The organism is Flavobacterium gawalongense, assembly GCF_007097265.1.
GTDB classification, from domain to species: domain Bacteria; phylum Bacteroidota; class Bacteroidia; order Flavobacteriales; family Flavobacteriaceae; genus Flavobacterium; species Flavobacterium gawalongense.
Genome location: NZ_VJZP01000005.1, coordinates 66,705 through 84,322, shown reverse-complemented (window position 1 = coordinate 84,322; position 17,618 = coordinate 66,705). Strand labels below are relative to the sequence as shown.

The following is a 17,618-nucleotide window of genomic DNA, read 5'->3' as shown; positions in this document are numbered from 1 at the left end:
TTATTTTATTCTCCCCAATGTGCCAACTCATCTACCGACCATAATTCTGGAAAAAATATTCTACGTTGGTATTTTGGATGCATGTATTTTTTCCAGTCACTTCCTCCTGTAGCTTCTCCATTTCCTTTCCCGCTTTGATCTATATATTTTATAGCGACATTCAAATGTTGCATAACCCAAGTAATATTTACAGTATGATCATAATGACGCATCGCTTTAATTAACTCTGAATTTTTTTGATCTAAATCAGGGAGCTGCTTGAATTTTTGCCAAATGTTTATGGTGTTATATTCCTCCATATGTTTCAAAAACATTCCTTTGTATTTTCTTTCAAATTCCTCCAGCAAAAATGATTTTTTACCGGTGTGATACTCTTTTCCGGCTGCTTGCCAATACAAGTGTTCAAAAGCAAATTCGAACGGAGTATTCCTATCAATTGAATCTCTATAACGGTGATCTACAAGATTTATTAGATCCGTAGAAGAAAACTCTATAAATCTATATTGCGCGCTTTGAAAACCACTTGCCGGAGTAAGGGTATTCCTAAATTTCATATATTGATCGACTTCCATTCCATCTTCCATAATACCGAAAGAAGTTGTCAGCATATCAAAATAGCGACTGATTCTCATTAACCTTTCGGTAAAAAAATCAGTCTTTATGTTCTCAGAATAAGAAATTTGATTCATTTCCCAAAGTATCATCTTGAATATTAATTCATTAACCTGATGATACATAATAAAAACCATTTCATCCGGAAGGGTGGTTCTTTGAATTTGAAGACTTAATAATGCATCTGTGTGAATATAATCCCAATAAGTTATCGGCTTAGACCAAAGCAATCCTTCTAAATGCGTCTCGGTTTTCTGGTTTATTGCTTGGTATTTAAGTTCAATTTCTTTTAAAATTACTTCAGAATTCTCATTATTGTCCATTATATTTTGTTTTAAACTGATTCTTCAATCCTTTGTATTGATCTAAATCTGCTTTGATTGATCCTACAGCCAGACTTGCTTTAATTCGCAAGGGTATTTTATTATCATCGTCTGAAATCCAAACGGTTAGACTTTCCTGTTCTTTAAAAACGCGTCCTGATTGCACCAAAGGCCTAAAAACCATTGTTGAAACAACACCAAATTTAGTTGTAATATCTTCACGACCTATAAATTTCATCCTAAACTTTGTAGTCTCATCATCGAAGAACATGTCAATTGACACTGATTCTCCAATTTTGATTTTATCAATACTTGGATAATTTCTCAAATAATAGAAAGTTGACAAAATGTCTTGCGTGTTTTTCGGAATGACAATTGTTTTTTCGTTTCTATGTTTGTAATCTTTTACAAGAATTCTATTTGTAGTTTGATTGAAAAAACCTTCCTGATTTTTAGTGTATCCTCCTTCATTAATCTTCCTTACAAATCGATATGGATTTCTGGTTTCCTTATCGATATAACTTTCATACAAATCATCCACTTTAAAGAAAAACCGAGACATTCCGGTTGTATATCCTTTCCCTACAACATGAAACGTTTTTTTGTTGTTTATGATCGCGTCTTTGACTTCAAGTGTTGCATATCCTGCATTCACTATACCGTAATGGATTCGAAATTTAAAATACTCGCCCACATCGTAAGCATCTTCATTTTGAGAATCAAAGCTTACTGTAGTTATAAATATAAAGAGTAGGATTATTTTTTTCATTACTTTTTTGTCAATTTATTGACTGTAATAGCAAATTTTGTTCCAAATATATTAAAACAAAAAAACTCAGTCAAATAATGACTGAGTTTTTATGCTATTAACTAACCAAAAAACTATAAATTATGAAATTTATATCAATATAGGAAGGAAACCACCCCTTCCTGTTTTGCGAGTGCAAAGCTAATTAATAAAACTAGTTTTTAAAGCTTCGAAATAAAGTTTAACACAACATTTGCAGAAAAACAGGTCATTCGTTGATTATTTTTTAACATAACATAAAAATAACACACTTTTATAGCGTTCCTCGCAATTGTTGCTCTCTTTCAATTGACTCAAAAAGAGCTTTAAAATTACCCGCTCCAAAACCTTTGGCTCCCATTCTTTGTATAATTTCAAAAAACAAGGTCGGTCTGTCTTGCACTGGTTTTGTAAAAATTTGTAATAAATACCCTTCTTCATCGGCATCGACCATAATGGCTAGTTTCTCTATCTCATTTAAATCTTCTTTCATCATTTTCATATGCGCTCCCAATCGCTCCGGAATTGCCTCATAATAGGTATGCGGAGGAGCTGACAAGAATTCTATTCCTCTTGCTTTCAATTGCGTTACCGTTTTGATAATATCATCCGTTGCAATAGCGATATGCTGAATTCCAGGTCCGCCGTAAAAGTCCAGATATTCCTCGATTTGTGATTTTTTCTTTCCTTCGGCAGGTTCGTTAATTGGAAATTTAATTCTTCCGTTTCCATTCGACATCACTTTACTCATCAAGGCCGAATATTCGGTATTAATTTGTTTGTCATCAAAAGAAAGGAAATTCACAAATCCCATTACTTCTTCATAAAACTTAACCCAGGTATTCATTTCATTCCAACCTACATTACCCACCATGTGGTCAATGTATTTTAATCCTGTTGACTCTGGATTGTAATCGGATTTCCATTCCTTATATCCAGGGAGGAAAACACCGTTATAATTTTTGCGCTCTACAAAAATATGCACGGTTTCACCGTAAGTATAAATTCCTGAACGTACTACTTCTCCAAATTCATCTTTCTCAACTGTTGGCTCCATAAAAGAGCGAGCACCACGCTTCATTGTTTCCTCGTAAGCACTAGTGGCATCTTCTACCCAAAGTGCAGCTACTTTCACCCCGTCACCATGTTTTCTCAAATGTTCGTGTATCGGAGAATCTTGCGTTAATGGTGTGGTCAATACGATGCGGATCTTATCCTGTTTTAGCACATAAGACGATCTGTCTCTTACTCCGGTTTCTAATCCTGCATAGGCCAATGATTGGTAGCCGAAAGCGGTTTTATAATAATGCGCTGATTGTTTTGCATTTCCTACGTAGAATTCTACATAATCGGTTCCTAATAACGGAAGGAAATCCTGTGCTCCTTCAAATATTTTTTCTAGTCCGTATTCTATTGATTTTATTTCTTTTGACATGATATTTATTTTTTGATTCGGTAAATCTAATTTTGGAAAGTGGATAAAACGGATTTACAAAGTTTTTATTAATTTAAAAAATATTGCTCGTTATACAAAAGTCCTAGCCCTGATGGAAGTGGCATCCTTTATGTTTTTCCTTTAAAAACATAAAGATACAGCGGACAGCAGGAAATAGCTCCTCCCTTCGACTGCGCTCAGGATGATATTACTCCACCCAAGATTTATAATATTGTCCATCATCCAATCCCATAGCTTCTTCGGTAACCATTAAAGGGCGAAATGTATCGACCATTACCGCTAATTCATGCGTTATGGTTTGACCAATGCTGCGCTCCATTGCTCCTGGTGCCGGTCCATGAGGAATCCCTTTTGGATGCAAAGTAATGTGTCCTTGCTCGATATTATTGCGGCTCATGAAATCACCATCTACATAATACAAAACCTCATCACTATCGATATTGCTGTGATTGTAAGGCGCCGGAATTGCTTTTGGATGGTAATCGTACAATCTTGGAACGAAAGAACAAACTACAAAAGTCGCCGTTTCGAATGTTTGATGTACTGGTGGCGGCTGGTGTACACGCCCTGTTATGGGTTCGAAATTATGAATGCTAAATCCATAAGGAAAATTGTAACCATCCCAACCTACGACGTCAAAAGGATGTGAAGCGTAAATCACTTCATGCATCATACCTTCTTTTTTTATTTTAATAAGAAAGTCGCCTTTTTCGTCGTGCGTTTCTAACTCATCTGGTAAAATAAAATCGCGTTCGCAAAACGGAGAATGTTCCAGATGCTGCCCCGATTCGTTTTTATAGCGTTTTGGAGTATAAAATGGCGCAAATGATTCTACGTAAAACAATCTGTTTTCTAAAGTTTCAAAATCGATTTGATAAATCATTCCACGTGGAATGATAAGATAATCCCCGTATTTAAACGAAATATTTCCCATCATGGTGCGCAATTTTCCTTTCCCTTTGTGAATGAAAATCATTTCATCGGCATCGGCATTTTTATAGAAATAAGTACGCAAGGATTGTTTTGGCGCAGCTAATCCTATGGTACAATCTTTATTGACCAACATGGCTTTGCGACTGTCCAGAAAATCGTCTTCTGGTTTTAACTCAAACCCTTTTAACAATAACGATTTTATGTTTTTTCCAATTGCAATTTTTGGTTCTACCGGATAGGATTTTAGGATTTCCTTTACTTGTGTTGGTCTGTGAACATGATATAACAATGACGAATGGCCATGAAAACCCTCGGTTCCAAAAAGTTGCTCGTAGTATAAACCACCGTTTGGTTTTTCGAATTGCGTGTGTCTCTTTTGAGGAAAACTCCCCAATTTATGGTATAAAGGCATGATTTTTTTGTTTAAAAGTGTAACAGATTAAAGTTGAGATTACTTTATAATGTGCTATGATAAATCAAAAAAGAGTACTCACTCAGGATTTCTCTTGATGAGGAATTGAAGATAATCTAACAAACCTAGCCATTTTGTTTTCATTATAACAAATATCGGAATTATTATTGATATAATTTACAATTAAAACAAAAACCCAATGCTAAACCAAGTATATCCTTTTCCAGTTTCCGGCGACCAGGAATGTTTTATTTCTATAGGCCCAATTACAGTTTCCAGACCATATCCTACCGCATAACCTGAATATTTTGGCATTGAAATCCAATCGACTTTTTCAAAAATTCTATCCCCAATATTAGCAAAATTTGCCGAAAAGTTGAAATGATTATTCTTGTAAAACTCATAATCAATAGTTCCAGTTGATTTTATATAACTATTGGCAGCCACACTTAAATAATCATATCCATATAAATACTTAAAGTTATTTATGGGGTTATAGCCATAACCTCCCAAAATAAAATTAAAAAAGGCTACACTTTCGTTGCCAAATAAAAATCCCGCATCCGTTTGAAATTTTACTGTGGCGTTTTTAAAAAGCGTCGCAGCTATTCCAAAATCGCCTTTTGCAATAGAGAACGGTTTGAAATCTCCCGTGTAATTTGAAGAAAGCAAATAGGTTTGAATATCCCCTGAGAAATACCAACCTTTTTTAGGAAAATATTTATTATCAAAGGAATCAAATTTCATATACCCAAAAGCACTTAGATAATTGCTGTTATCAATTATTGGATCCACATTTGCCAATGTTTCTGATTTTATTTTTAAAAATTTAAGTTCTACTCCTCCTCCTACTAGAAATTTTTGCACGAATAAAGATTGAAAATAAGCTTGATTTGTCAGGTCGGTAAAATCAATATTGATTGAATTTACTTCACTTAAATTCAAATTACTTATTTCTTTAGCTACATTTCTATTAAATTGATTGAACTGCGATTTAAAACCAAAACTCATATTAAATCCATTTTCTACATAGTAATCTAAATTATATCTGATATTGTCCCCTAAAACAATGTCAAATGACGCTATATCATTTTTAAAAAGCGTTTTTTTACGTGTCAAATTAACTAAAACAGCACTTTTAAACAAATTATCATAATGCAATCCAAATTTTAAATAAGTCTTTGTGGGATTTTCTTTCAAACTGAGGTTTAAGTCATCCCCGTCTTCATTAGCATCCAACGAATAAGATATGGCACTGAAATTTTGAGTCGCATTAATATTGTTTATCCCATTCTGTAAATCATTGTATGTTGTTTTAGCTCCTGGTTTAAACCTTAGTTTACCAACAACATAATCCTGTGTATAATTGTCCAGCTCATTACAATTTATATTTTTAATTTGTAAACTATCGGTTACTATTTTCAGCTCAGGTTTCTTATAAGGGTTTGACTCATCCACTAACAGTTTTAATTTTTCAAAAACAGAAAATGTCGCCTCTTCTCCTTTTCTAATGATTTCTTTTCCTTTATCAAATGATATAACACCGTAGTTTTTGATATCTGGTTTTATATAGATGTCCGTATCTTTTACATTTTTCTTCATTCTATCTCTTGATTGAAGATTTGTAATTTGTACCAAAATTTTTGTGGCATCTTTAAGTTGGGTTCTGTCCAATAAATTATTCTGAACATCAACGCCTATAATAATATCCGCCCCAAGTTTTCTGACCTCTTCAATGGGATAATTATTAGCAACACCGCCATCCACCAATAGTTTCCCATCAATTTCTACAGGTGAAAACAAAGATGGAAATGCGGAACTGGCAATCATAGCCTGTGCCAAATTACCTTTATTCAACAAAACTTCTTCTCCTGTTTCTATATTGGTACCAATACATAAGAAGGGAATTGGCAATTTATTAAAATCCTTTATGTGTCTAACATTTCTGGTAATTCTACTCAATAAATTATAATTATACATCCCTTTTGACAATGCCTCGGGAATACCTATTTTTAGGTTATTAAAAGGTAAGACTAACGCGTATAATTCGTCGTTTCGTCTTTCATAAAAATTTTTGGAAGATCTGGGAATGAAGTCGTTTAATAGTTCATCAAAATTTGTTGATCGAAAAATAGAATCAATCTGACTTGCATTATATCCCGAAGCATAAAGCCCGCCAACAACTGCCCCCATACTGGTACCACCAATGTAATCAATCTTGATTCCTGCTTCTTCCAACACTTTTAAAACACCAATATGCGCAAATCCTTTTGCTCCACCACCACTTAAAACCAAACCTATTTTAGGTCGGCGTTGCTCCTGCGAAAACAAAGTTAAACTCATACAAAAAACAATGAATAACAGCGCAATTTTCTTCATAAGTAGCAATTTGGTATGCATTAGAAAGGTGTATTAATTATCATTTGTTGCCTTGTAAAATTCGGCAATTTTTTTGGCTTTTGATACACCTATAACGTCAGAAATTTCTTTTTCTGTCGCTAACTTCAATCTTTTAACACTTTTAAAGTGCTGAATCAAAGTCAACATCGTTTTTTCTCCTATACCAGGAATGCTTTCTATCGACGAATTTAGTGCTGCTTTGCTCCTTTTATCTCTGTGATGTGTAATTCCAAAACGGTGTGCTTCATTGCGCAATTGCTGGATTACTTTCAAGGTTTCTGATTTTTTGTCTAAGTATAACGGAATAGAATCTCCTGGATAAAAAAGCTCTTCTAGTCTTTTGGCAATACCAATTATAGCTATTTTTCCCCGCAGACCCAATTCATCAATACTTTTCAGTGCCGATGACAATTGTCCTTTTCCTCCGTCAATAATAATTAATTGTGGTAAAGGTTCATTTTCGTCCAGCAATCTTTTATATCTTCGATAAACCACTTCGGTCATCGAAGCAAAATCATCCGGTCCTTCGACCGTTTTTATATTAAAATGGCGGTAATCCTTTTTGCTGGGTTTCCCATCTTTAAAAACAACACAAGCCGCCACAGGATTCGTTCCTTGAATATTCGAGTTGTCAAAACATTCTATGTGTCTTGGCTCCACCGGCAATCGCAAATCTTTTTGCATTTGCGCCATAATCCTTTTGGTGTGGCGATCAGGATCTACAATTTGCAGTTGTTTTAATTGTTCAATTCTATAAAACTTGGCGTTTCGAATAGACAAATCCAAAATTTGCTTTTTATCTCCCAATTGTGGAACAGTAATTTTTATATTTTCACCCAAATCAACCTGAAACGGAACGATAACTTCTCTCGACAACAATTGAAAACGGTCTCTCAATTCGATAATCGCCAATTCTAATAATTCTTCATCGGGTTCATCCAGTTTCTTTTTGATTTCCATCGTATGGGAACGAATAATCGAACCGTGAGAAATTTGTAAGAAGTTCACATACGCCGCACTTTCATCCGAAACGATTGAGAACACATCAATATTGGTGATTTTCGGATTTACAATCGTTGAACGCGATTGGTAATTTTCAAGTATTTCTATTTTCTCTTTGATTTTTTGCGCTTCTTCAAAATGCATATCCGCAGCCAGATTCGTCATAACCCGTTTGAAATCTTTCATGCTTTCCTTAAAATTCCCTTTTAAGATTTCGCGGATCGCATCAACTTGCTTCTGATAATTTTCTAAAGTTTCAAAACCTTCACAAGGCCCCATACAATTCCCAATATGATATTCGAGACAAACCTTGAATTTCCCACTGTCAATATTGCTTTTATTCAAATCATAATTGCAGGTTCTTAGCGGATACAATTCTTTTATGAGTTCTAAAATAGTATTCACCGTTTTGAAACTGGTATACGGTCCAAAATATTCCGAGCCATCTTTGACCATTCTCCTAGTAGCAAATATGCGCGAAAAAGGTTCTTTTTTAATACACAACCACGGATAACTTTTGTCATCTCGTAACAACACATTGTAACGTGGCTGTAAGGTTTTTATAAGGTTATTTTCCAATAAAAGCGCATCCGTTTCAGAAGGAACCACAATATGTCTTATGGTCACAATTTTCTTAACGAGCACATTCGTTTTGGCCGTATCATGAATTTTATTAAAATAGGAAGAAACCCTTTTTTTCAAATTTTTGGCTTTGCCCACATACAAAATCTTCCCTTCCTTGTCGTAATATTGATATACGCCGGGATTATCAGGCAAAGTCTGTATTTGAAGGATTAAAGTTGTTGGATTAATCATTAGGATTTATGAATGCAGATTAACGATTTTTGATTTAAGATTTGGTTTCATTTTCAGCAATTTTTTTTTCGATGAATTTTTTGTGGCGTTTTACTTCCGATTCAACTATTTTTTCGATTTCAATTTTTGTTAATTTTGTAGCATAATCGATTTCTACAAATGGTTCATCATATTTTAAGTAAACAAAACACAAATTAATATCAAATTTGATTACGATATAACTCCCATATTTTACATCTTCAAAACCTATTTGCTTTAATTTTGAAAATGTATAATTAATGATTATTTCATCTATTATTCTATCATAACTTAACACATCAAAATCCTTTAAAAAATTTTCTGCGTTCTCATATTTTTTAGTACCGTTAAAAATTATTGAAAAATCATTTTCATAATAAAGTTTTTCAAATTTTGACATTTTTTCAATATACTTTATAATAAAAGGAAGAATTGAATTATTGTATAAATCAAATGTAACTTCTTTTGTTTTTTTTACTTTCTTTTTTCCAAAAGAAACTAATCTCTGCTCCAACAAAGCAATTTCCTTATCTAAATCATCTTCTTCCTCAATACTTTCCCCTTTAGCTCCTGCAATCATTATTTCAAGGGAACGAACTAAATTTTGAGAGACATATTCAATAAATGCTTCAATATTTCCTGCATCTGCAAGCTGTAATGCTGCAAAATAATTAGCTTTGTCTTCCGTTTTAATAATTACAGGCGGGTAATCAAACTTCATCAAGATAAAATTCATCAAAATCCTTGCCGTCCTACCGTTTCCATCATCAAAAGGATGAATCCGAATAAATTTATAATGAAACTCTGCTGCTAAAAAAATAGGATTTACGTCTTTCTGTTCGCTTTTTTCCCTGTACCAATTGATTAAATCGGTCATTTTAGATGGCGTTTCTTCTGGCGTGGCAAAATAAAATATTTCCCCTGTTTTTGTTTTTACATGATTGGGAGAGGTTTTGTAACGCCCAACATTTATACGTTTTTTTGTTGGTTTACCATCAGAAGTAATTGCATCAACTTCATAGGGTCCTTTTAGCAAAAGTGTATGCAACTCCCTAATAAAATTTTCATTCAATGGATAGTCGCCTTTTACAACATCGATAACCCAATTTATTGCTTCATTATGTCCCGTTATTTCAAAATGATCCTGTAATGGCTTACCTTGAGCTGTAACACCAAATAAGATTAATGCCTTAGTTTCACCATAAGTCAACGAATTCCCTTCGAGATGGTTGGAATGATAATTCCAATCCAAACGAAATTTTTGCATGATTCGCCCTTCTTGTTCTTTATCAATTGGACGTAAATCATCTAATTGTTTTTTTAATTCTAAAGCTTTTCTGCTGTTTTCCATCTGAATTTTCAATTTACTCCCAACAAATTTACAAATAACATTTTTCTAAAACGAAAAACAACACACAACTTATAATTCCTAACCCATAATTGTATATTTTTATCTTTTCAATATCTTATGATAAAAAACAATACCACACCCATAGTCCTTTTTGGCGAAAGCATTATTCCCGGCGAAAGTAAAACCATCAATGTTGAAATTGCCAGATTGCACACCACGACAAAACTGAACATTCCTATAATTGTCCGACGTTCTAAAATTGATGGTCCAGTGGTTCTTTTTTCTGCAGGAATACATGGCGACGAAATCAACGGCGTAGAAATTGTCAGACAGCTTATCCATAAAAAAATAAACAAACCGAAAAGAGGTACAATAATCTGTATTCCAATAATTAACGTGTACGGATTTGTCAATAAATCCAGAGAATTTCCTGATGGCCGAGATTTAAATCGGGTTTTCCCGGGAAGCAAAACTGGTTCTTTAGCCAGCAGATTCGCTTTTCATATTTTAACGGAGATTATGCCAATTGTACAATATGCAGTAGATTTTCATGCCGGTGGCGCCAGCCGTTTCAACGCACCGCAAATTCGTCTTACCCAAAACAATAGAGAGTTAAAAATACTGGCCGATGTGTTTAATGCGCCTTTTACCTTATATTCCAGAAATATTTCGGGTTCTTTCAGGAGTTCAAGTGAAAAATTGAATGTGAAAATGCTACTTTTTGAAGGCGGAAAATCCCTTGATATCAATAACGCTATTGCAGATGAAGGTGTAAATGGAGTGAAGCGCTTGCTATCTCACCTTGATATGCTAGACCCAAAACATTTTGTTACTAAACAAAAAACACCTACCATTTATATTGAAAAATCTGGTTGGATAAGAGCCAAATGTTCCGGATTATTACACGATTACGATACAATAGGGAAATTTGTAAAAAAAGGAACTATTCTTGCCACGATAACTGATCCTTTTGGGAAATTTGAACGAAAAGTGAAAGCGCCAAATGACGGTTACGTAATCAATGCCAATCATTCGCCTATTGTTTACGAAGGCGATGCTATTTATCACATGTCTAATACCAATGAAGAAGATGAAGAATAAAACAGCATTAAGACTAAAATATAAAACCTTACGAAATTCACTTTCTGAAAATGAATTGGAAGAAATGAGTTTGGCTATTGCCAATAAAGTATTGGCACTTCCCATTTGGGAGAAAACCTATTTCCATATTTTTCTTCCCATTACGGAACACAGGGAAGTCAACACTGAATTTATTCTGCACTTATTATCCGGAAAAGACAAGGAAATCGTTCTTTCCAAATGCGATTTTAAAATTTGTAATTTGGTTCATTATCTTTTGACGGACAACATCAAAATCAAGAAAAACGAATACAATATTCCCGAACCTGTTGATGGGATTGAAGTTCCAACGCATAAAATTGATGTCGTTTTTGTACCGCTTTTAGCATTCGACAAAAAAGGAAATCGGGTGGGTTATGGTAAAGGATTCTATGACAAATTCTTATCAGAATGTAAACCGGATACAATCAAAATTGGTCTTTCTTTCTTTGATCCTGAAGAATTGATTACAGATGTTTTTGAAGGTGACGTGAAACTGGATTATTGTGTTACGCCAAATTTAATCCACTCTTTTTAATTTTGAATTCGTACTTTAGCAGATAAAGCCTAATTAAAGCTATGAAAAAATTTCAATATTCAAGATTTGCAACAATTCTTTTAATTGCTGTATTTGCCTTTTCACTGTCTGACTGTGCGGTGAGAGTGGGAACAAGATCACCCAGAGCCTCCTATAAGGCGAAGAGACTTCCTCCGGGACAAGCCAAAAAAATAAATGGGGACCAAAGTGCTAAACGCTATGCTCCGGGACAAAACAAATAAATCCAAGAAAAAGAAAAAGACCTATTCAAATTATGAAATAGGTCTTTTTTATTTTATGAATTAGTGATTTAAAATTTAGGCTGTTTTATGATGAAACGCTTTTTTATTGAAAAAAATCAAAATTCCAACTCCTGTAGAAATCGCCATATCGGCAACATTAAAAATAGCGTTGAAAAATGTAAATTCTTTTCCTCCCCAAACTGGCACCCAACTTGGTAAAACCCCATGCCAAAAAGGAAAATAAAACAAATCGACAACTTGACCATGAAACCAAGTTCCATAAGGTTTGTCTGCAAATAAAGTAGCCAATTGCTGATGACTGTCGTCAAAGATAACTCCGTAGAAAACAGAATCTATGATGTTCCCAAAAGCACCTGCAAGAATTAATGCAATGGCTACAATTAAGTAATTTGAACTGTGTTTTCTTTCAACAGCATCCCACAACCAATACCCAATTCCGCCAACGGCAACCAATCTAAAAAGTGTCAGGAATAATTTTCCGTATGCTCCCGGGATTTTAGTTCCCCATGCCATTCCTTCATTTTCGATAAAAAGAATTTTGAACCATTTGAATACTTCAACTTCTTCGCCTAAAATAAAATTAGTTTTGATGTATATTTTTGAAACTTGATCGACAAGTAATATGATAAAAATAAGGAGATACGCTTTTCGTAATGACATTTTATAAATTTTAATGGCGCAAAAGTAACAATTTAATCAAAAAAAACGCTCCCAATGGAGCGTTAAATATTGTTTAACAACAGGTTTATCGTTGCAAGTTTTTTGCTTCGATACTCATTGTTGCGTGAGGAACGATTTTCAATCTTTCCTTCCCGATTAATTTGCCTGTTACTTTGCAAATTCCGTAGGTTTTGTTTTCTACACGGAAAAGTGCATTTTTCAAATCGCGAATAAACTTTTCCTGACGGATCGCCAGTTGTGAGTTTGCTTCTTTAGACATCGTTTCGCTACCCTCTTCAAAGGCTTTAAATGTCGGCGACGTATCGTCAGTCCCATTATTCAAATCATTCATATAAGCACTTTTTATCAAATCTAAATCTGCTTGTGCTTTTTGAATTTTGTTAAGGATTATATCTTTGAACTCTGCCAAATCAGCGTCAGAGTATCTTGTTGCTTCATCTACCATATTCTAATTATTTAGTAATTATTATTTTTGTTTTTATTTCATCAAATTCAATTTCCGTACCGTTTTCTATTTCATCTACAAAAACCAAATCGCTGGTTAATGTTTCTGATTTTATATATGCTTCATTTTTAAGAATTGCCTCTTCTAAAAGTCCGTTTCTTTTCAGTTCAACTTTAATTTTATCAGTAACTTCAAATCCCGAATCTTTACGGATATTCTGAATTCTGTTCACCAATTCTCTGGCAATTCCCTCCTGTTTTAATTCTTCAGAAATTGTAATGTCAAGCGCAACCGTTATTCCGTTTGAATTGGCTACCAGCCAGCCTTCAATATCTTGTGATGTTATTTCTACATCTTCTAATGTTAAAGTTACGTTATTTCCTGCAATAACAATATCCAGGCTGCCTTCCTTATCCAATTGGCTGATCTGTTCTTTAGAAAACCCTTGTATTTCCTTAGAAATCAAGCCTATATCCTTTCCAAAACGAGGTCCGAGCGCTTTAAAATTCGGTTTAATTTGTTTCACCAAAACACCCGAAGCATCATCCAAAAGTACGATTTCTTTTACGTTTACTTCTGCTTTTATAAGGTCAGAAATGGCCTCAATTTCAGCTCTTTGATTCTCGTCAAGTACTGGTATCATTACCTTTTGCAATGGTTGACGCACCTTTATCATTTCCTTTTTTCGGAGTGACAAAACCAATGATGAAATGGTCTGCGCCTTCTGCATTTTGCTCTCTAACATTTTATTAACAAAGTTTTCAACGTGTTTTGGAAACTCCGCCAAATGCACACTGTCGTACTTTTCCGACTGTGTTGCTAAAGTTAAGTCTCTGTAAAGTTTGTCCATAAAGAACGGAGCTATAGGCGCACCCAGCTTACTTATGGTTAACAAACAAGTATATAAGGTTTGATAAGCCGCAATTTTATCTTGTGCATATTCCCCTTTCCAGAAACGTCTTCTGCATAAACGAACGTACCAGTTACTTAAATTTTCCTGTACAAATTCAGAGATTGCACGAGCTGCTTTCGTTGGTTCATAATCCGCATAATAGCTGTCAACATCTTTTATCAAAGTGTTCAATTCCGAAATAATCCATTGATCAATTTCCGGTCTTTCATTTAATGGAATCTCTGCTTCTTCAAATTTGAAACCATCAATATTGGCGTACAAACTAAAGAACGAATACGTATTGTATAATGTTCCAAAGAATTTTCTACGCACCTCAGCAATTCCTTCTAAATCAAATTTTAAATTGTCCCAAGGATTTGCATTTGAAATCATATACCAGCGTGTGGCATCAGGACCATATTCTTTTAATGTTTCGAATGGATCTGCAGCATTCCCAAGACGTTTGGACATTTTTTGTCCGTTTTTATCTAAAACCAATCCGTTAGAGACTACATTTTTGTATGCTACTTTGTCAAAAACTAAAGTTGCAATAGCGTGCAACGTATAAAACCAACCGCGTGTTTGATCGACTCCTTCAGCGATAAAATCAGCAGGAAAATCTTTGTTTTCGTCTATTTTATCTTTGTTTTCAAAAGGATAATGCCATTGTGCATAAGGCATGGAACCCGAATCAAACCAAACATCAATCAAGTCCGCTTCACGCGTCATCGCTTTCCCCGAAGCAGAAACCAGAGTAATTTCATCGACTACATTTTTATGTAAATCAACTAAATCATAATTCTCCTCAGCCATATTTCCAATTTCGAAACCTTTAAAAGGATTTTCTTTTTGGAAACCGGCAGCGATTGATTTTTCAATTTCGTTATATAATTCTTCAACAGAACCTATTAAAATTTCTTCTTGTTTGTCTTCGGTTCTCCAAATCGGTAACGGAATTCCCCAAAATCTTGAACGGGATAAATTCCAGTCATTGGCATTTTTCAACCAATTCCCAAAACGTCCTTCTCCGGTAGCTTTTGGCTTCCAGTTGATGGTTTCGTTCAGGTCAAACATTCTATCTTTAACTTCAGAGATTTTTATAAACCAAGAATCCAAAGGGTAATATAAAATAGGCTTGTCTGTTCTCCAACAATGCGGATAACTGTGCACGTATTTCTCCACCTTGAAAGCTTTATTTTCTTCTTTTAATCGAATAGCAATCTCAACATCTATAGAACGTTCCGGTGCTTCACCATCATTATAATATTCGTTTTTCACATATTTACCGGCATATTCACCCATGTGTGAAGTGAATTTTCCTTGTAAATCTACTAAAGGAACCGGAGTTCCATTTTCGTCCAAAACCAACATTGGCGGAACTTCTGGCGTAGCTTCTTTAGCCACTTTTGCATCATCAGCACCAAATGTTGGCGCAGTATGTACAATTCCTGTTCCATCTTCTGTAGTAACGAAATCCCCTGAAATTACTCTAAAAGCATTTTCTGGATTTTGGTATGGCAACGCAAACGGCAATAATTGCTCGTAACGTATATCGACCAAATCAGCTCCTTTACATTCAGCCAAAACCTGATAAGGAATTTTTTTGTCGCCTTCCTTGAAATTCTCAAAATCAGCTGGTTCTGAACTTTCGAAGAAACCTTTTCCAAATTGCTTTCCAACTAAATTCTTAGCAAGAATCACTTTCGAAGGACGAAATGTATATTGATTGAAGGTTTCTACCAATACATAATCGATTTTTGGACCAACCGTCAAAGCGGTATTCGAAGGCAAAGTCCAAGGAGTTGTTGTCCAAGCGAGGAAATAAATCCCATCCCCATCCCTTCCCAAAGGGAAGGGTGACGTGGCGCTGAAACCGAATGCCTTGAACACAGAGTTTTCGGCTCCGGTTCCCTCCCCTTCGGGGAGGGCTAGGGTGGGGAATTGTGCCACAACAGTCGTATCCGTTACATCTCTATAACTTCCCGGTTGGTTTACTTCATGAGAACTTAAACCAGTCCCTGCTTTTGGAGAATACGGTTGGATCGTGTAGCCTTTGTACATCAAATCTTTGTTGTAGATTTGTTTCAAAATCCACCAAACCGTTTCCATATATTTTGGTTTATAGGTCACATACGGATCTTTCATATCAACCCAATACCCCATTTTTTCAGTCAGATCGTTCCATACGTCCGTGTAACGCATCACGGTTTTTTTACACGCTTCGTTGTATTCTTCGATGGAAATCGTCTTTCCAATATCTTCTTTGGTAATGCCTAATTCTTTTTCAGTACCTAATTCCACAGGCAAACCATGAGTATCCCAACCTGCTTTACGCTTTACTTGGAATCCTTTTTGAGTTTTATATCTGCAAAAAATATCCTTAATCGCACGTGCCATTACGTGGTGAATTCCAGGCAATCCATTTGCCGAAGGCGGCCCCTCAAAAAACACGAATGGCTGATTTCCTTCACGCGTGGTTACGCTTTTCTCGAATATGTTTGCTGCCTTCCAAAAATCAAGTACTTCTGACGCTACAGTTGGCAAGTCAAGTCCTTTGTATTCAGTAAATTTTGTCCTCATTTTATCCTTTTCTAAATCGAGGTGCGAAAGTAAGGAATTTTGAATTATTGAACACGAATTTCACGAATTTTCACGAATTTTTGTTTACCAAACAGGTTTGAAATTTTTTTGTTCATTTTAAAATTGATTCTATTCTCAAGTTTCAAAATCCAAAATCTAAAAAACAACATGAATTAATTAGTGAAAATTAGTGTAATTCGTGTTAGTTTTTCATTTTTAATTTGTGTCTCTGAACCTTTACTAAGGTTTTTCAAGAGAAAACTTCTTTTAAAACGTCTAAGGATTTTGGTTTTTTAAAGCCATCCAGGTGAAAACTGTAGTAATCGATTAGGATTTTCAAAACTAGCTGTCTTTCAATAACATGAAATATTTTTTGATTGTTACCAAATTTTAAATCAATGAGTTTTTTAAACAAATTACTTTCATGTTCGGTGAGCGAACTGATGGCATTGAACGGCGTAAAAACGCCCTCAGTCATTTCGAAAAAAGGCATGTTCATGTCCGAAATATCAGGATAAAAGCCTAAGTATTTTGTAGTTTCCAGTAATAAAATCAGGTGAAAATTGGCGATTTCATCATGATTGTCGAGCCAATGCAAAGCAGTTTCTAAAAAGGTAAACAGTTGCTCGTTTTTTTCTTCTTCATGAATCGAATGATGCAGAATTTCAGAAACAAACATCACAATCGTGCTTTTATAAATATCCGAATGGATGGAATGAAAAGGCGTTGCGATTTTTATTTCTTTGAAATTCTCCAAAGTACCTTTATTTTTATGAACAGCTTCAATTTCGAGAATAGTCAACGGCTGAAAATAGGCGATTTTCTGATTGGATTTTCTGGAAGAAAATGCATCCCGAACAAAATAAGATTTCAAACCATGCGACAATGTGAAGCATTTCACAATCAAGCTTTTTTCCTGAAATTTTAAAGATGAAATGACGATAGCTTTAGTTTTTACGAGCATTTTTTTTGTTTAAAGTTTAAAGTTTA

14 protein-coding genes are annotated in these 17,618 nt (G+C 34.6%); 3 read left to right on the top strand and 11 right to left on the bottom strand.

What is annotated here, in order from left to right; translation table 11 throughout:
• Positions 1 to 5 precede the first annotated feature (5 nt).
• From FNW38_RS04640 to FNW38_RS04610, 7 genes are all read right to left on the bottom strand, one after another.
• Positions 6 to 935 (bottom strand): tryptophan 2,3-dioxygenase family protein, encoded by a 930-nt coding sequence (locus FNW38_RS04640; protein WP_143386981.1) that lies wholly within the window; start codon positions 933 to 935, stop codon positions 6 to 8.
• Positions 925 to 1,704: a DUF3108 domain-containing protein gene (locus FNW38_RS04635; RefSeq protein ID WP_143386980.1), complete on the bottom strand. Its 780-nt coding sequence runs from the start codon at positions 1,702 to 1,704 to the stop codon at positions 925 to 927. Before FNW38_RS04635 ends, FNW38_RS04640 begins: the two co-directional genes overlap by 11 nt.
• Before the next feature lie 292 nt (positions 1,705 to 1,996).
• The gene (gene hppD / locus FNW38_RS04630; RefSeq protein ID WP_143386979.1) at positions 1,997 to 3,157 is read right to left on the bottom strand and encodes a 4-hydroxyphenylpyruvate dioxygenase; all 1,161 of its coding nucleotides are present in this window, start codon (positions 3,155 to 3,157) and stop codon (positions 1,997 to 1,999) included.
• A gap of 208 nt (positions 3,158 to 3,365) precedes the next feature.
• Positions 3,366 to 4,523, bottom strand: coding sequence for a homogentisate 1,2-dioxygenase (locus FNW38_RS04625; RefSeq protein ID WP_143386978.1), 1,158 nt, complete (start codon positions 4,521 to 4,523; stop codon positions 3,366 to 3,368).
• Between the two features lie 183 nt (positions 4,524 to 4,706).
• Positions 4,707 to 6,902: a patatin-like phospholipase family protein gene (locus tag FNW38_RS04620; RefSeq protein WP_143386977.1), complete on the bottom strand. Its 2,196-nt coding sequence runs from the start codon at positions 6,900 to 6,902 to the stop codon at positions 4,707 to 4,709.
• 33 nt (positions 6,903 to 6,935) lie between these two features.
• A complete protein-coding gene (gene uvrC, locus FNW38_RS04615; protein WP_185963079.1) occupies positions 6,936 to 8,741 on the bottom strand; it encodes an excinuclease ABC subunit UvrC in 1,806 nt (601 codons plus the stop codon).
• A 34-nt stretch (positions 8,742 to 8,775) separates the two neighbouring features.
• On the bottom strand, positions 8,776 to 10,110 hold the full coding sequence (locus tag FNW38_RS04610) for a Fic family protein (RefSeq protein ID WP_143386976.1): 1,335 nt from the start codon (positions 10,108 to 10,110) through the stop codon (positions 8,776 to 8,778).
• Positions 10,111 to 10,227: 117 nt separating this feature from the next.
• Between FNW38_RS04610 and FNW38_RS04605 the strand changes: the two genes are divergently transcribed.
• Genes FNW38_RS04605 through FNW38_RS04595 form a run of 3 tightly spaced genes read left to right on the top strand, consistent with a single transcriptional unit; the run spans position 10,228 to position 12,009 of the window.
• Positions 10,228 to 11,211 (top strand): succinylglutamate desuccinylase/aspartoacylase family protein, encoded by a 984-nt coding sequence (locus FNW38_RS04605; protein WP_143386975.1) that lies wholly within the window; start codon positions 10,228 to 10,230, stop codon positions 11,209 to 11,211.
• Positions 11,201 to 11,767 carry a 5-formyltetrahydrofolate cyclo-ligase gene (locus FNW38_RS04600; RefSeq protein WP_143386974.1) on the top strand — a complete coding sequence of 189 codons (567 nt, stop codon included), beginning with the start codon at positions 11,201 to 11,203 and terminating at the stop codon, positions 11,765 to 11,767. The genes FNW38_RS04605 and FNW38_RS04600 overlap by 11 nt, the downstream gene beginning before the upstream one ends.
• 41 nt (positions 11,768 to 11,808) lie before the next feature.
• Positions 11,809 to 12,009 carry a hypothetical protein gene (locus FNW38_RS04595; RefSeq protein WP_143386973.1) on the top strand — a complete coding sequence of 67 codons (201 nt, stop codon included), beginning with the start codon at positions 11,809 to 11,811 and terminating at the stop codon, positions 12,007 to 12,009.
• Positions 12,010 to 12,084: 75 nt separating this feature from the next.
• Here FNW38_RS04595 and FNW38_RS04590 read toward each other — a convergent pair whose 3' ends face one another.
• The 4 genes from FNW38_RS04590 to recO form a co-directional block, all read right to left on the bottom strand.
• Complete coding sequence (locus FNW38_RS04590) at positions 12,085 to 12,690, bottom strand: lipoprotein signal peptidase (protein ID WP_143386972.1); 606 nt, start codon at positions 12,688 to 12,690, stop codon at positions 12,085 to 12,087.
• Between the two features lie 85 nt (positions 12,691 to 12,775).
• Positions 12,776 to 13,156: a TraR/DksA family transcriptional regulator gene (locus tag FNW38_RS04585; RefSeq protein ID WP_143386971.1), complete on the bottom strand. Its 381-nt coding sequence runs from the start codon at positions 13,154 to 13,156 to the stop codon at positions 12,776 to 12,778.
• Between the two features lie 7 nt (positions 13,157 to 13,163).
• Positions 13,164 to 16,628, bottom strand: coding sequence for an isoleucine--tRNA ligase (ileS, locus tag FNW38_RS04580; protein ID WP_143386970.1), 3,465 nt, complete (start codon positions 16,626 to 16,628; stop codon positions 13,164 to 13,166).
• 250 nt (positions 16,629 to 16,878) lie between these two features.
• Positions 16,879 to 17,592, bottom strand: a complete 714-nt coding sequence (gene recO, locus FNW38_RS04575; RefSeq protein WP_143386969.1) for a DNA repair protein RecO — start codon at positions 17,590 to 17,592, stop codon at positions 16,879 to 16,881.
• Between the last annotated feature and the right edge of the window lie 26 nt (positions 17,593 to 17,618).

Coding starts and splice junctions, on each gene's coding strand:
- ileS (WP_143386970.1), bottom strand. CDS start 16,628: ATGAGGACAAAATTTACTGAATACAAAGGACTTGACTTGCCAACTGTA.
- hppD (WP_143386979.1), bottom strand. CDS start 3,157: ATGTCAAAAGAAATAAAATCAATAGAATACGGACTAGAAAAAATATTT.
- FNW38_RS04610 (WP_143386976.1), bottom strand. CDS start 10,110: ATGGAAAACAGCAGAAAAGCTTTAGAATTAAAAAAACAATTAGATGAT.
- recO (WP_143386969.1), bottom strand. CDS start 17,592: ATGCTCGTAAAAACTAAAGCTATCGTCATTTCATCTTTAAAATTTCAG.
- FNW38_RS04590 (WP_143386972.1), bottom strand. CDS start 12,690: ATGTCATTACGAAAAGCGTATCTCCTTATTTTTATCATATTACTTGTC.
- FNW38_RS04625 (WP_143386978.1), bottom strand. CDS start 4,523: ATGCCTTTATACCATAAATTGGGGAGTTTTCCTCAAAAGAGACACACG.
- FNW38_RS04620 (WP_143386977.1), bottom strand. CDS start 6,902: ATGAAGAAAATTGCGCTGTTATTCATTGTTTTTTGTATGAGTTTAACT.
- FNW38_RS04635 (WP_143386980.1), bottom strand. CDS start 1,704: ATGAAAAAAATAATCCTACTCTTTATATTTATAACTACAGTAAGCTTT.
- FNW38_RS04600 (WP_143386974.1), top strand. CDS start 11,201: ATGAAGAATAAAACAGCATTAAGACTAAAATATAAAACCTTACGAAAT.
- FNW38_RS04640 (WP_143386981.1), bottom strand. CDS start 935: ATGGACAATAATGAGAATTCTGAAGTAATTTTAAAAGAAATTGAACTT.
- FNW38_RS04585 (WP_143386971.1), bottom strand. CDS start 13,156: ATGGTAGATGAAGCAACAAGATACTCTGACGCTGATTTGGCAGAGTTC.
- uvrC (WP_185963079.1), bottom strand. CDS start 8,741: ATGATTAATCCAACAACTTTAATCCTTCAAATACAGACTTTGCCTGAT.
- FNW38_RS04595 (WP_143386973.1), top strand. CDS start 11,809: ATGAAAAAATTTCAATATTCAAGATTTGCAACAATTCTTTTAATTGCT.
- FNW38_RS04605 (WP_143386975.1), top strand. CDS start 10,228: ATGATAAAAAACAATACCACACCCATAGTCCTTTTTGGCGAAAGCATT.